A 13864-nucleotide genomic window follows, 5' to 3' on the forward strand; every position below is an offset into this window, starting at 1 on the left:
ACTGGAGACTTCGATGCGCGATCTGTTCGAACATCGCCGCCTGGTCGTCACGATCACGCTGCTTTACCTGTCACAGGGCATCCCGATCGGCATCGCGATGGACGCGATGCCGACGCTGCTGCGCCACGACGGCGCGCCGCTTCATGCGCTCGCGTTCCTGCCGCTCGTCGGGTTGCCGTGGGTCGTGAAATTCCTGTGGGCGCCCGTCGTCGACAATCGCTGGTCGCCCCGCATCGGCCGGCGGCGCAGCTGGATGCTGCCGATGCAGACGATCGTCGTGCTGTGTCTCGTCTGCCTCGCGCAGATCGGGATGACGGTCGCGACGGCGAGCTGGGCGGTCGGGCTGCTGGCCGTCGCGTCGCTCGCGAGCGCGACGCAGGACATCGCGAACGACGGGATGGCCGCCGAGCATTTCAGCGGCGACACGCTCGCGAAGATCAACGCGATCCAGATCGCGGGCGTGATGATCGGCTTCTTCGGCGGCGGCGCCGGCACGTTGACGCTGATCGGCATGTTCGGCCAGCCCACCGCGTTTCTTGCGCTGGCGGCCGTGCCGCTCGCGAGCCTCGTCTGCGTGCTGGGGGTGTTGCCGCGCGACGCGGATCGCGCGCGCGCCCGGCCCGAACATGAGGCGAGCCTCGTGCGTTTCGCGAAGCGGCCGCGTTCGTGGTCGCTGCTGTCGCTCGCGCTGCTGTCGGCGATGACCGCCGTATCGGGCTTCGGCCTGTCGAAGCTGTTCCTCAACGACGCGGGCTGGTCGCTCGATGCGATCGGCACGCTCGGGATGGCGGGCGGCGTCGTGACGGTCGTGCTCGGGTGCGGCGGCGGCGCGTGGCTCGTGAGGGCGCTCGGCCTGTGGCGCGCGTTTACGGCCGGCGTGAGCTGCGCGGGCGCGGCGGCGCTGCTGTGGTTCGCGCAGGCGAGCGGGTGGCTGCCGGTGTCGCCGTCGTGGGCGTGGCTGTGCACGGTGCTCGGCTCGCTGGCGACCGGCATCACGTCGGTGTCGATCATGACGGCCGGCATGCGCTTCGCGGGCGGCAGCGATCAGGCCGGCACCGACGTGACGGCCGTGCAGAGCACGCGCGATCTCGGCGAGCTGATTGCGTCGTCGACGATTCTGTCGCTGACCGCGAAGGTGGGTTATACCGGCGGGTTTCTCACGGGCGTCGCGCTCGCGGTGCTGGCGGCGCTGATCGCGATGACGCTGCGGCGGCGCGAGGCGGCGTATGCGGTGAAGGGGGACGATGCGCTGGTGTCGTGATGGTTGCGCGGCCGGCGCGCGGTGCGTGGTGCGGGCCGCGCGTCGCGCCGAACCGCGTCGCATCATGCACGGTTCACGCGCCGCTCAAGCACGGCTCAACCGCCGCGCGGCCAGCAATGCGACGGCGAGCAGCACCGCGACATACGCGGCGACGCTCGTCCACGCGCCGCGTTGCCAGAATGTGCCGCCGACCGAGCCGAGCACGCTCGACCCGACATAGTAGGCGAGCAGATACAGCGACGCCGCATGCCCTTTCGCGGCGCCCGCGAGCGCGCCGACCCAGCCGCTCGCGACCGAGTGCGCGACGAAGAAGCCGATCGTCACGAGCACGATGCCGACGACGATCGCGACGAGCGAGTGCGACAGCGTCAGCGCGAGGCCCGCCGCGAACACGACGATGCCGCTGACGAGGACCGGCGCCCGCCCGAGACGATCGGCGAGCGCGCCGGCGCTCGACGACGACACCATCCCGAACAGATAGGCCCCGAAGATCAGCCCGCAGGCGGTCGGGCTCAGGTTGAACGGCGCCGCCATGAGCCGGAACCCGGCGTAGTTGTAGATCGTCACGAACGCGCCCATCACGAGGAAGCCGATCGCGAACACGAACGGCAGGCGTGCGTGACGCAATTGCGCGTGCCACAGCCGCAGGTGGTGACGCAGCGTCAGGTCGGTGCGCTTCACGAAGCGTCGCGACGCCGGCAGCAGCATCACGAACGCGAGCGCCGCGAGCAGATCGACGACGCCGATCGACAGCATCGCCGTGCGCCACGAGAAGTGCTCCTCGAGCGCGCTCATCCCGATCCGTCCGATCATGCCGCCGAACGCGGTGCCGCCGACATAGAGCCCCATCGAGAAGCCGAGCCCGTCCGCGGCGATTTCTTCCGCGAGATAGGCCATCGCCACCGCCGGCACGCCGCCCAGCGCGAAGCCTTCGAGCGCACGGCAGACGAGCAGCAGGTGCCAGTTCGGCGACAGCGCGGCGAGCAGATTGAACAGCGCGGCCAGCGTCATCGACACGAACATCAGCCCGCGCCGCCCGACCCGTTCGGACAGCGCGCCGGCGCACAGGATCGACACCGCGAGCATGCCCGTCGACAGCGATAGCGACAGCGAACTCGACGCCGCGCCGACGTTGAATTCGCGGGCGAACGCGGGAAGCAGCGGCTGCACGCAGTACAGCAGCGAGAAGGTAGAAAAGCCGGCGAGGAACAGCGCGAACGCGATGCGCTTGTACGCGGCCGAGCGCGGGGACACGCCGGCCGGCAGCGCATCGGGCGCGGACGGTTGCGTACCGGGCATGGAGCGGGAAATCGAAGCGGAGGACATGAGGGCACTCGATGTGCGACGGAATACACGAATTCTTGCGCACGGTCATGTATATGTCCAATATATGAAATGAACCGCAGCAATATGTTTTAACACTGGCTCACGCGCCAACCCGACTCACCCCGCGAGGTCACGTCACGCATGGAACTCCGGCATCTCCGCTACTTTCTGGCCGTCGCGGCCGCATCGAATTTCACGAAGGCCGCCGAAACGCTCGGCATCGGCCAGCCGCCATTGAGCCAGCAGATCAAGGCGCTGGAGAACGAGCTCGGCGTGGAGCTGTTCAAGCGGACCGCGCGCGGCGCCGAGCTGACGCTGGCGGGCGAGGTTTTCGCGGAAGAGGCGCGACGCGTGCTCGACGATGCCGAGCGCGCGGCACGGGCGGCGAGACGCGCCGCGCGCGGGGAAACCGGCCATTTGCGGGTTGGCTTCACCGGGACGGCCGCGTTCAATCCGAAGGTGTCGGATCTGATTCGCCGCTTTCGCGAGGCGTTTCCGGATGCGGAACTGACGTTGCAGGAAGCGACGTCGGGTGTGCTGCTGGAGGCGCTGGAGGCCGGGCGCCTCGACGTCGCGATCGTGCGGCCCGAGCGCCGCGTGGCCGCGACGCTGCGGGTAGCCGACTGGGACGAGGAGCCGATGTTCGTCGCGCTGCCCGTCGCGCATCGGCTGGCGCAGCGCCGGCGCATCGAGCTGGCGGAGCTGGCCGACGAGTCGTTCGTGCAGGTGCCGCGCGCGGCCGGCGGCGCGCTGTTCGACGATATCGTCGCCGCGTGCAAGGCCGCCGGGTTCGAGCCGCGCATGGCGCAACCGGCGCCGCAGATCGCGTCCGCGGTGACGCTGGTGGCGGCGGGCCTCGGCGTGTCGGTCGTGCCGAAGGCAATTACGCAGGTGCAGGTTCCCGGGGTCGTATACCGGCCGTTCGCGGGCAACCGGTTTCGCGCGAGGCTGGCCATTGCGTCGCGCTGCGACGAGCCGTCCGCGGTGGTGCGGAATTTTCTGCTGCTCGCGTAGCGGGCAACAAAAAACCCGCGAAGCCATCTGCTGTCGCGGGTTTCTGAAATGCGGGAATGCGAGGAAAGCGCATCTGGTGCCGACGGCGAGACTCGAACTCGCACAGCTTTCGCCACTACCCCCTCAAGATAGCGTGTCTACCAATTTCACCACGTCGGCACTGCAAGGGGCGCAATTCTAACGTCACATTTCGCATTTGTGAAGGGGGGATGACAAGGTCGTGTACGGGCACCTCGTCGATCCCGGTAGAATTCGTCCGATCGACCCGACGGGTCCCCGCAACCGCCTCCCGTTTTCTCCCCGTGACCCACACCCTCGAACAACTGCAGGCCGGCCAACTGTCGGGCGCGCGGCAACTGAAGCTCGCGTGCGGACTGACCGAATTTCCGCGCGAGATCTTCGATCTGGCCGACACGCTCGAAGTGCTCGACCTGACCGGCAATGCGCTGTCCGCGTTGCCCGACGACCTGCCGCGGCTGCATCGCTTGCGCATTCTGTTCGCGTCGGGCAACCGCTTCACCGCGTTCCCCGACGTGCTCGGCGCGTGCGAACGACTCGACATGATCGGCTTCAAGGCGAACCGGATCCGCACGGTGCCGCGCGGCGCGCTGCCGCGTGCGCTGCGCTGGCTGATCCTGACCGACAATGCGATCGACGAACTGCCGGCCGACATCGGCGACTGCGCGCGGTTGCAGAAGCTCATGCTGGCCGGCAATCGGCTGCGGGCGCTGCCCGCGGAAATGGCCGCATGCCGCGCGCTGGAGCTGGTGCGCCTGTCGGCGAACCGGCTGCCCGCGTTGCCGGACTGGCTGCTGCGTCTGCCGCGTCTCGCGTGGCTCGCCGTTGCCGGCAATCCGTTCGGCGCGGCGCCGGAGGCCGCGGCGTCCGCCGGGTCGGACGTCGCGGAGATCGACTGGGCCGCGCTGTCATGTGAACGGAAACTGGGCGAGGGCGCGTCGGGTGTCATTTATCGCGCGCAATGGCGGGCGGACGGCCATCCGCCGCGGACGGTCGCGCTCAAGCTGTTCAAGGGCGCGGTGACGAGCGACGGCCTGCCCGATTGCGAAATGGCCGCATGCCTGCATGCCGGCCGCCACCCGTACCTGATCCCGGTGATCGGCAAGGTGCGCGGGCATCCGGACGGCACGCACGGCCTCGTGATGGAGCAGGTCGATCCTGCGCTGACGAACCTCGCCGGGCCACCGAGCTTCGCGTCCTGCACGCGCGACGTCTATGTCGCCGATACCAAATTCGATCCGGCGCACGCGTTGCGGATCGCGCACGGCATCGCGTCGGTCGCCGCCCATCTGCATGCGCGCGGCATCATGCATGGCGACCTGTATGCGCACAACATCCTGCACGACGGCGCAGGCGGCGCGTTGCTCGGCGATTTCGGGGCGGCGTCGCTGTACGACGTGAACGAGCGCACGCGCGGCGCGAGGTTCGAGCGGCTCGAAGTGCGCGCGTTCGGCTATCTGCTCGGCGAATTGCTCGAGCGCTGCGAACCGCACGCCGGCGCGCTCGATGCGCTGGCGGCGGCGTGCATGAACGAGGACGTCGACGCGCGGCCGTCGTTCGACGAGATCACGGCCGCGCTGGCCGCTCGCATGGGCTGATGGGGGCGGCTTACGCCTGCCGCGCGGTCAGCAGCTTGATACCGAGCCCGACGAACAGCAACCCGCTCGCACGCTTGAGCGCGCGCACCGCGCGGCTCATGCCGACGCCGCGATGCAGGCGGCGCACGCCGGCCGAATAGACGCTGTGAACGACCACGACCGTGCACGCGATCGTCGCGTACATCACGACGAACTGCAGCGCGAGCGGGCGATCGTGCACGACGAACTGCGGCATGAACGCGGACAGGAAGATCATCGTCTTCGGATTGCTGCCCGACACGAACAGCGCTTCGCGGAACAGCTTCCGGCGATCGGGCACGGCGAGTTCCGCCGCGCCGCTCGATGCGACGCCGGCCTGGCGGTCGCCGCGCAACTGCCGGACCCCCAGAACCATCAGGTACGCTGCGCCGATCACCTTCATCGCGACGAACAGCGGCGGTATCGCCGCCAGCACCGCGCCGACGCCGAGCGCGACCAGCAGCACGACCACGCCCTGCGCGACGAGGTTGCCGGCGATCGTCGCGGCGGTGCCGTGCGCGCCGTAGCGCACCGTGTTGCGAATCACGAGCAGCACGTTGGGGCCCGGCGACAGCGTCGTGGCGAGATAGGCTGCGGCAAACAGCATCCAGGTCTGAATGGACATGCGGCGCTCCGAAAGGCGGTTCCGGCGGTCGGGATGAAGCGATGATCGCACGCCAATAATGGCGCGGACCGCTACCGCCGGAACCGTGCGGTAGCGGCGCGTCAGCGCGCGTCGCGCATGCAGTACGCGGGAATCGACGGCGGCGTATCGATGGCGGCAGGCCGCGTCATCCACGCGATCCACGCGGCCCATAATCCGCAGGCGATCAGTACCGCGACGTTCAGCGGGGTCCGGTAGCGGACGATCAGGTCGGCCAGCGGCAGGCGGTTTTTCATGTGCCTCTCCTTCGGTCGTGAGGTCGGCGGCATTACTGGCCGGCGTAGGTCGGCGCCTTCGCGTCGCAGGTCACGGACACGGTCGAGCCGTCCGCGAAGTGCAGCCGGAGCGGCACCTTCGTGCCGGGCGCGACGGCCTGGCGCGGTTCCTCCAGCATCACGTGATAGCTCTTCGGCTTGAACGTCAGCGTGCCGTGCGCCGGCACGGCGACCGAGTCGACGTGCACCATCTTCGCGGTGCTGCCGCTCGTCTGCGTTTCATGCACCATCGCCATCCCGTAGGCGGGCGTGTCGATACCGGTCAGCGTCGCGGGCGCGTCGCCGCCGTTCTTCAGCGTGAAGTAGCCGGACGACGGCACCGTCGCCGGCATCGTGCGGATCCAGCACGCATCGGCCTGGATGGCCGGCGCGGCGAAGGTGGCGGACGCGTGCAGCGCCAGCGCGATGAGCAGGGCAGTCGGAAGAGGGCGTTTCATCATTTGTTCTCCTTATCGGGTGCGATGCCGACGGCATCGATGCGAATGCGGTCGGCACGGGGCGCCGATGCGCATTCCCGGCGTGACGTGCGTTACTTCAGCGTGAATGCATAGCGGCCGTGCGTGCGATGGCCGTCGCTGGCCACCGCGATCCACGCGACGGTATAGGCGCCGGGCTTCAGGCTCGCCAGTGCGACGTGCATCCGCTTCCGGTTGCCGGCGTCGACGGCCGACTTCCCGTCGACGACCGATTGCCCTTGGCTGTCGGTCACGGCGATCGAGCTGAACGCGGGCTCGAGCGCTTCGCCGAAATCGATCGTGACCGCGTGCGGCGCGCTCGACAGCGTGGCGTTGGGCGCCGGGTCCTGCATTTTCGGGAGCGCGTGCGCATGCGCGGCGTGGAGGGCGACGAAGCCGAGTGCGGCGAGTGCGCCGCGAACGAAAGTAGCGGTTTTCATGGCGGGGTGTGCGAGTAACGAATCGGATGGAAAAAGACGGATTCGACGGACGGCTGCGCGAGCGGCATCGATGTCGGCGACGCTTAGCGCGGACGTGCGAGGGCGCGCATTCGCATGCGGGCGAATGCAGGCACGGCAATCCGAACCGGTGGCGGCCAACCGCGCACCCGGCACGACGCCGCGCGCAGCAGGGTGAGACATGATCGTCCTTCGAAACGTGACATGTCGCGCACGCGGGCGGCGTGCGCGGGCGACGCGATGCACGACGGCATCACGCGCAATGGCGACGGATCAGGACGTGAACGGCGGCGCGCGCGGTTGCGCGGCCGTGAGCGGCAGCGCGCGGCGCAGGCTTTCGAAGCGGGTTGCCGCGCGATGCTCGATCGCGTGCACGCGGGCCGCGAACGTCAGTTCGGGAGCGGGTAGCGCGGGCGTATGGGCAAGCAGGCTGCAGTAGCCGCATGCCTGCAGATGGGCCTGCAGGCTTTTCGTCGACGCATCGGCGGAGCGGTCGCCGGCGGCCGGCGCGGCCGAACAGTAGCCGGCCAGCAGCGCGTCGACGCGCCCCTGCGTGGTCAGCGCCTGAGAGATTGTCGGCGCGAGCGCCGTCATCAGGATGGCGAACATCCCGATCAGACTGCCGATCTTCCGGAGGCGACGACTCAGCATGCGATGCACGGCGGCGGGTGGACTGACGATGCGGGCGATTATGCCACGCACGTCGGTTCGCCGGTCGGCACCCACCTGCGGCATCGCGGCGCGCTATGCGTGCAGCGCCAGATACTTCGCGAGCAGTGTCATCTGCGCGGCCCAGCCCTGGTCGTTCATGTCGAGCGCCGTCGCGCGACGCGCTTCGATCAACTGGTCGAAACCCGTTTCGGTGACCGTGAGCAGCGTGCCGCCGGCCTGTGCCGCGAGCGTGAACGTGACGAGCGTCATCGGTTCCGACGCGTAATCGACATTCGGATCGATCGCGAACGGATGCCAGCGAAACGAGAACAGTTGCTTGGGTTCGATACGGTCGACGACGATTTCGAACACGGTGCCCGCATAGGGCTCCTGCGCCTTGGCGACGTCGTCGTCGACGCGGGTCGGCGTGATGCGACCGAACAGCGACTGGCCGGCCTCGAACGGGCCGTCGAACGACACGCCGAACCACTGGCCGAATTCGCCGGAGTTGCTGACGGCTGCCCACACGCGGTCGGGCGACGCGGCGAGCAGCGTCTGTTTTTCGATGCGATCGGTTTGCTGGACCATCATGTTCTCCATGCAGGATCGAGCGTTGCAGAACGACGCGCGCGGCCGCGCGCCGCGTCTAGTCGAGCATGGCTGCGTCGGGCACGTCGAGCACGAGGTCCGACGTCGCGACGGCCACGCACGGCAGCGTATAGCCGTCGGCCTTTTCGTCGCGGGAGAGCCCCGGCCATTCGATCGTGTAGCGTACGCTGCCGCTGACGATCCGGCAAAGGCAGCTTCGGCACGTGCCGTTGCGGCACGAGCGCGGCAGCGATACGCGTGCGAACGCGGCGGCTTCGAGCACGGTCAGCGTATCGGGTGCGTCGAAGCTTGCGCCGAGCGGCTCGATGCGCACGACGGGCGGGTGTTCTGGATCGGTCATGAGTGAAGCGGGCGGCGGTTCGGCGGCAACGCGCCAAGCATACCCGAAGCCGCCGGCGGCCGACGGCCGCCAGCCGCGTGCGTCAGTGCCGCCGCAGATACCGGTACACGGTGTTGCGGGCGAGGCCGAGCTCGCGCGCGGCCGCCGATACGTTGCCGCCATGCCGCGCGAGCACCGCATCGATCATCGCGGCCTGGTGGCTGTGCAACGTCGTGCCTTCGCGTTTGCCGGCCGATGGGATCGATGCGGCCGGTATGGCTGCCGCCGACGTAGTGGCCGCATCGTCGCAGTCGAGCCAGAAATCGTCGGGCAAATGCGCGAGCGTGATCTCGGCTTCGTCTTCGGCGAGCATGCCGGCCGTGCGCAGCACGTTGGTCATCTGCCGCAGGTTGCCGGGCCAGCGGTGGCGCGTGAACGCGTCGAGCACGTCGGCCGCGAGGCGGCGCGGCATCGGCTCGCTGCGCGCGAGCCGCGCGAGGATCCGCTCGACGAGCGCCGGCAGGTCGGTGCGTGCGGCGAGCGCCGGCAGCGTGACCGCGAGCCCGTTGATCCGGTAGAACAGATCCTCGCGGAACGTGCCGTCCGCGATCATCGCGCGCAGGTCGCGGTGGGTCGCGCATACCACGCGCACGTCGACCGGCACCGCGCGTGCGCCGCCGAGCGGCATCACCGCGCGTTCCTGCAGCACGCGCATCAGCCGAACCTGCTGCGCGAGCGGCATGTCGCCGATTTCGTCGAGAAACAGCGTGCCGCCGTCGGCCTGCGCGATCTTGCCGGGGCTGCCGCGCTTGCGCGCGCCGGTGAACGCGCCGTCCTCATAGCCGAACAGTTCGGCCTCGATCAGCGAATCGGGCAGCGCCGCGCAGTTGACCGCGACGAACGGGCCGTCCGCGCGCGGCGACGCCTGGTGCAGCGCGCGGGCGAGCCATTCCTTGCCGGTGCCGGTCTGGCCGAGGATCAGCAGCGGCAGGTCGCGCCCGCGGATCTTCGCGACGCGTTCGAGCACGGCGGCCATGCGCGCGTCGCCGGTGTCGAGCGTCGCGAACGTGATCGCATCGGGGTCCGGCGCCCGCACGCGTGCGGCCGGTGCCGGCGGGGTGACGGCGACGGTCGTTTTCTGCGCTTCAGGGAATTCGCAGCGGGCGAGCACGCGCACGCCGGTCGACAGCGTGAGACGGAACGTGGCGCCCGGCGCGCGCGCGGCCTGCTGCGCGAGCTGGGCGAAGCGCATGCCGAACAACGCGTCGCTGGCCTGATGCTGCAGCGCGTCGAACGACGCGCCGAGCTGGAATTGGGCGCTGCGGTTCGCGGCGATCAGCCCGCCGTCGGGGCCGAACGCGACGAGCCCGGCGAACAGCGAATCGACGCAATCCTCGTGGGCGTGAAAGCGCAGCCGCAGCGCTTCGCCGCACTGGTTCGCGAACAGGTGGTTCTCGATCAGCTGCGCGGACATCCGCACGAGCGCGAGCGTATGCGGGCTGGAGCCGCGCGGGTCGCCGCTCACGTCCAGCGTGCCGAGCGTGCGGCCGAACGGATCGACGATCGGCGCGCACGCGCAGGTGAGGATGTGGTTCGCGCGCAGGAAGTGTTCGGCACCGTGCACGACGACGGCCTGGCCCGACGCGAGCGCGGTGCCGATCGCGTTGGTGCCGCGTGCGCCTTCGGCCCACGACACGCCGTTGCACAGCGCGACGCGGTTGGCTTTCTCGATGAAGTCGGCATCGCCGATGCTGTGCAGGATCACGCCGTCGGCGTCGGTCAGCAGCACGAGGCTTTGGGTCTCGGCGATCTGCGCATGGAGATCCTCCATCACCGGGCGGGCGTGCGAGAACAGCGTGTGGTTCGTGTCGAGCAGTTCGCGCAGCGCGACGCGCGACAGCGGCGCGAAATCGGGACGCTCGTGCGCGCGCAGGCCGACCGCGGTCGAACGCGCATGCGCCTGCGCGAGCAGGTCGGTACGCCCCGCGGTGGCGGGCAGCACGAAGGGTTGCGGCATGATGTGTCTCCTGTTCCCCGGAGCCGCCGGGGCCGACCGGATCGGAAGCGGCGGCGGAGTGCGTCTCCGCTCGCGGCGCACCATGGGGCGCGACAGCCGTTCGTCCGGGTACGCATCATCATACAAGCGCCACGTGCGATGCGCGACTGCCGATAAAATCCCCTTGCTTTCAAGCGCCCGCCTGCAATGATGGAAATGGAGCACGCACGCGCCGTGTTCCGCACTGCAACATGCATGCGACGCGACATGCATCCGTTCGGGAGACGCATCATGGTTCGGACGGAACTGAGAGTCGTGCTGGCGGCCATCGCCACCTTCATCATGCTGGGCGGCATTGCCGTGGCGATCCACGGATTGCTGTTCGATCTGACCGATGCGGTGAGATACGGGGCGGCCGCGATTGCGGTGGGCGTCACGACCGCCGCGATCGCGCTCAACATCTGGCCGACCGATCCGCACTGACGCCGTTTTCCGAAACGGTGCCGGATGCCGCGCAGATCAGACGAAATGCGCGTCGGAACGACGCACACCGAAATTTTTGTGTCCCGCGCGAAACCGTCTAAAGTGGAATTCAACCGGCATGCAGCGACCGCGCCACACTCCGCGGTCGGGGCCTCCGCCGGCGAGCCCGCGTACATTTCGTCCGGCCGGTAGCGGACGACGGACGCGGTCATTCGTTTTCTACCGGTCGAGGCGGCTCCCATGCAGATCCATTTCACGAACGAGAAGCCGGAGTATTCGGGGCGTGACCTGATGCTGGGGTTCACGGCGCTGGTCAATGGCGAGCGGGTCCAATGCCAGATCACCGCCGAGGCGCTGGAAGACCACTTCGGCGCGGCATCGCCGCGCTTCGAGGACATGGTCGGCGCATTCGACCAGCACCGCGAGCGTATCGAGGCGGCCGCACGGCGCCTGCTGTCGGAAACGCGCGCGCAATGCGTGACGCTGCGCAGCGGCTACGTGCGTTTCTACGAGGCGAACTGGCGCTGACGGCACGACGCCCGTCTCGCGGCGCGCCCGGGCGCGGCGCACGCGAAGACGCCGCCTTTCACGCAATGCCGTTCGGTGGGGCCGGGCGGCATTTTCGTATGCGGGCGGCACCGGTCGACCGGGCGCACGCACGACGCAGCGCGGCGCGGCGATTCTCGGGATCGCAGAAAAAATCGCGAGGAAACAGAAACGCCACCCGGAGGTGGCGTTTTTTCATCATGCCGCGCTGCGATGCGCTTCGCTTACTCGCTGCCGAGATAGAAGAAGCGGAACAGGAACACGGCCGCGATGATCCACACGATCGGCTTGACCGTGCGCGCCTGGCCCGTCAGCAGCTTGAGGCCGCCGTATGCGATGAAGCCGAACGCGACGCCGTTCGCGATCGAGTACGTGAACGGCATCAGCAGCGCGGTCAGCGCGGCCGGCACGGCTTCCGTCGCATCGTCCCACGGTACTTCGACCATCTCGCGCAGCATCAGGCACGACACGTACAGCAGCGCCGGCGCCGTTGCGTAGGCCGGCACGACGCCGGCGAGCGGGGCGATGAACAGGCACGCGAGGAACAGCACCGCGACGGTGATCGCCGTCACGCCCGTGCGGCCGCCGGCCTGCACGCCCGACGCGCTTTCGATATACGCAGTGGTCGACGACGTGCCGAGCACCGAGCCCGCGACGATTGCCGTGCTGTCGGCGAGCAGCGCCTTGTTCAGGCGGTTCATCTTGCCCTCGACGAGCAGGCCCGCGCGGTTCGCGACGCCCATCAGCGTACCCGTCGCATCGAACAGCTCGACGAGGAAGAACACGAGGATCACGTTGATGATGCCGGTCGACAGCGCGGCGCCGATGTCGAGCTTGAACAGCGTTGCATCGATCGACGGCGGCGCGGAGAACACGCCGTGGAACTGGTTGTCGCCGAAGAAGAACGACAGCACCGTGACGCCGATGATGCCGATCAGGATCGCGCCGCGCACGCGCAGGTGGTCGAGCGTGACGATCGTGAAGAAGCCGACGATCGCGAGGATCGTCGTGGGCTTGTGCAGGTCGCCGAGCGTGACGAGCGTGGCCGGGTTGCCGACGATCACGCCCGACGTCTTCAGCGAGATGATGCCGAGGAACAGGCCGATACCGGCGGTGATCGAGATCCGCAGCGATTTCGGAATGCCGTTGACGATCGCCTCGCGCACGCGGAACAGCGTGACGAGCAGGAACAGGCAGCCGGAGATGAACACCGCGCCGAGCGCGGCCTGCCACGTGAAGCCCATCCCCTTGACGACCGTGTACGCGAAATACGCGTTCAGGCCCATGCCGGGCGCGCAGGCGATCGGGTAGTTCGCGTACAGCCCCATGATGATCGACGCCAGCGCCGCGACGAGGCAGGTCGCGACGAACACGGATTCCTTCGGCATGCCGGCATCGCCGAGGATCGCGGGGTTGACGAAGATGATGTAGGCCATCGTCAGGAACGTGGTGACGCCCGCGAGTATCTCGGTGCGGAAGTCGGTGCCGGCTTCAGCGAAGCCGAAATACCGCTTGATGGATTCCATGAAGGCGTTTCTCCGGTCGGATCGTGTTGATTGTTGTGCCGAATTGTTCTACAGGCAGCGCGCGGCGGGCTTAATGTAACCAGCCACTATTGCGCGGCTATCGGCGGATTGTAATAGCGCGGATAGCTCGGACGATATAGTTGGAGGGCACGATCGGTTGCCTGCGCGCGAACGGCCTGGCAGCCCGGCCGCGCGACGAAGGCGCGCATTTTACCGGTTCGCGCGGCGCGGACCGGCAGAAATGGCGGAAACGGGCGAAACGAAGGAAGCGGAAGCAGGAGGAATGCGGAAAACCGGCCGATGCGTGCGCAACGGCACGGCGGCCGCGTCGCGCATGGCGAGTGTGCGACGGCTTGCGACTGAAACCGCGCGCCCGCACGTGCGCGCGGCCGGTACGAATGCCCGGCAGCTGCCATTCATCAGCCCAGGCGGCTGCAGATATCGGGCTATCCTGCGCCGAAGCCGTCCCGTCCGCAACTGTCATTTCGCGATGCGGGCGCGACTGTGGTTTCTGTGTAAAAGATTGCAAGACCCCATCGCATAAACCGGCAAGTCTTTCTAGGATAGATACACCGCGCATGCACACGCCGGCCGGTAATTGCCGACGCGGGGGAGTCGCAGTCCGTGCAGGCCAGGCGGTGAATGGC

Annotated in this window: 15 protein-coding genes and 1 tRNA gene; 5 read left to right on the plus strand and 11 right to left on the minus strand. The window is 68.5% G+C overall.

The genetic code is table 11. The features are described from left to right. Nucleotides 1-13 precede the first annotated feature (13 nt). Entirely contained in the window at nucleotides 14-1261 is a 1248-nt protein-coding gene (locus tag JYG37_RS28200; protein ID WP_050012370.1) for a RhtX/FptX family siderophore transporter, read from the plus strand. An 84-nt stretch (nucleotides 1262-1345) separates the two neighbouring features. Here the strand turns inward: JYG37_RS28200 and JYG37_RS28205 are convergent, their stop codons facing one another. Continuing rightward, nucleotides 1346-2587: an MFS transporter gene (locus JYG37_RS28205; RefSeq protein ID WP_089489601.1), complete on the minus strand. Its 1242-nt coding sequence runs from the start codon at nucleotides 2585-2587 to the stop codon at nucleotides 1346-1348. A gap of 141 nt (nucleotides 2588-2728) precedes the next feature. Between JYG37_RS28205 and JYG37_RS28210 the strand changes: the two genes are divergently transcribed. Then, the gene (locus JYG37_RS28210) at nucleotides 2729-3601 is read left to right on the plus strand and encodes a LysR family transcriptional regulator (protein WP_050012372.1); all 873 of its coding nucleotides are present in this window, start codon (nucleotides 2729-2731) and stop codon (nucleotides 3599-3601) included. Between the two features lie 74 nt (nucleotides 3602-3675). On the opposite strand, the gene JYG37_RS28215 is transcribed toward JYG37_RS28210, so the two are convergent. Continuing rightward, a tRNA-Leu gene (locus JYG37_RS28215) sits at nucleotides 3676-3760 on the minus strand. Nucleotides 3761-3903: 143 nt separating this feature from the next. Here JYG37_RS28215 and JYG37_RS28220 point away from each other — a divergent pair. Further along, complete coding sequence (locus tag JYG37_RS28220; RefSeq protein WP_213346252.1) at nucleotides 3904-5217, plus strand: leucine-rich repeat-containing protein kinase family protein; 1314 nt, start codon at nucleotides 3904-3906, stop codon at nucleotides 5215-5217. Nucleotides 5218-5227: 10 nt separating this feature from the next. On the opposite strand, the gene JYG37_RS28225 is transcribed toward JYG37_RS28220, so the two are convergent. The 8 genes from JYG37_RS28225 to JYG37_RS28260 all read right to left on the minus strand — a co-directional run bounded on the left by JYG37_RS28225 (nucleotide 5228) and on the right by JYG37_RS28260 (nucleotide 10683). Then, a complete protein-coding gene (locus tag JYG37_RS28225; RefSeq protein WP_213346253.1) occupies nucleotides 5228-5860 on the minus strand; it encodes a LysE family translocator in 633 nt (210 codons plus the stop codon). Between the two features lie 101 nt (nucleotides 5861-5961). Further along, nucleotides 5962-6135, minus strand: coding sequence for a hypothetical protein (locus JYG37_RS28230; RefSeq protein WP_165948044.1), 174 nt, complete (start codon nucleotides 6133-6135; stop codon nucleotides 5962-5964). A 32-nt stretch (nucleotides 6136-6167) separates the two neighbouring features. After that, entirely contained in the window at nucleotides 6168-6611 is a 444-nt protein-coding gene (locus JYG37_RS28235) for a copper chaperone PCu(A)C (protein WP_213346254.1), read from the minus strand. A 92-nt stretch (nucleotides 6612-6703) separates the two neighbouring features. Beyond that, a complete protein-coding gene (locus tag JYG37_RS28240) occupies nucleotides 6704-7069 on the minus strand; it encodes a copper resistance CopC family protein (protein ID WP_050012375.1) in 366 nt (121 codons plus the stop codon). 291 nt (nucleotides 7070-7360) lie between these two features. Further along, a complete protein-coding gene (locus JYG37_RS28245; RefSeq protein ID WP_050012451.1) occupies nucleotides 7361-7738 on the minus strand; it encodes a DUF2946 domain-containing protein in 378 nt (125 codons plus the stop codon). 93 nt (nucleotides 7739-7831) lie between these two features. Continuing rightward, entirely contained in the window at nucleotides 7832-8326 is a 495-nt protein-coding gene (locus JYG37_RS28250) for an SRPBCC family protein (protein WP_213346255.1), read from the minus strand. Between the two features lie 58 nt (nucleotides 8327-8384). After that, complete coding sequence (locus JYG37_RS28255; protein WP_050012376.1) at nucleotides 8385-8687, minus strand: 2Fe-2S iron-sulfur cluster-binding protein; 303 nt, start codon at nucleotides 8685-8687, stop codon at nucleotides 8385-8387. A gap of 82 nt (nucleotides 8688-8769) precedes the next feature. Next, complete coding sequence (locus tag JYG37_RS28260) at nucleotides 8770-10683, minus strand: sigma-54-dependent Fis family transcriptional regulator (protein WP_213346256.1); 1914 nt, start codon at nucleotides 10681-10683, stop codon at nucleotides 8770-8772. Between the two features lie 186 nt (nucleotides 10684-10869). Here JYG37_RS28260 and JYG37_RS35100 point away from each other — a divergent pair, with 186 nt between their 5' ends. Further along, on the plus strand, nucleotides 10870-11145 hold the full coding sequence (locus JYG37_RS35100; protein WP_235356163.1) for a DUF2964 family protein: 276 nt from the start codon (nucleotides 10870-10872) through the stop codon (nucleotides 11143-11145). Between the two features lie 240 nt (nucleotides 11146-11385). Continuing rightward, nucleotides 11386-11673: a DUF1488 family protein gene (locus JYG37_RS28270; protein ID WP_006486743.1), complete on the plus strand. Its 288-nt coding sequence runs from the start codon at nucleotides 11386-11388 to the stop codon at nucleotides 11671-11673. Nucleotides 11674-11915: 242 nt separating this feature from the next. Here the strand turns inward: JYG37_RS28270 and JYG37_RS28275 are convergent, their stop codons facing one another. Beyond that, nucleotides 11916-13217, minus strand: coding sequence for an NCS2 family permease (locus JYG37_RS28275; RefSeq protein ID WP_050012378.1), 1302 nt, complete (start codon nucleotides 13215-13217; stop codon nucleotides 11916-11918). Nucleotides 13218-13864: the final 647 nt, after the last annotated feature.

This window comes from Burkholderia sp. LAS2, from assembly GCF_018417615.1.
Lineage (GTDB): Bacteria > Pseudomonadota > Gammaproteobacteria > Burkholderiales > Burkholderiaceae > Burkholderia > Burkholderia sola.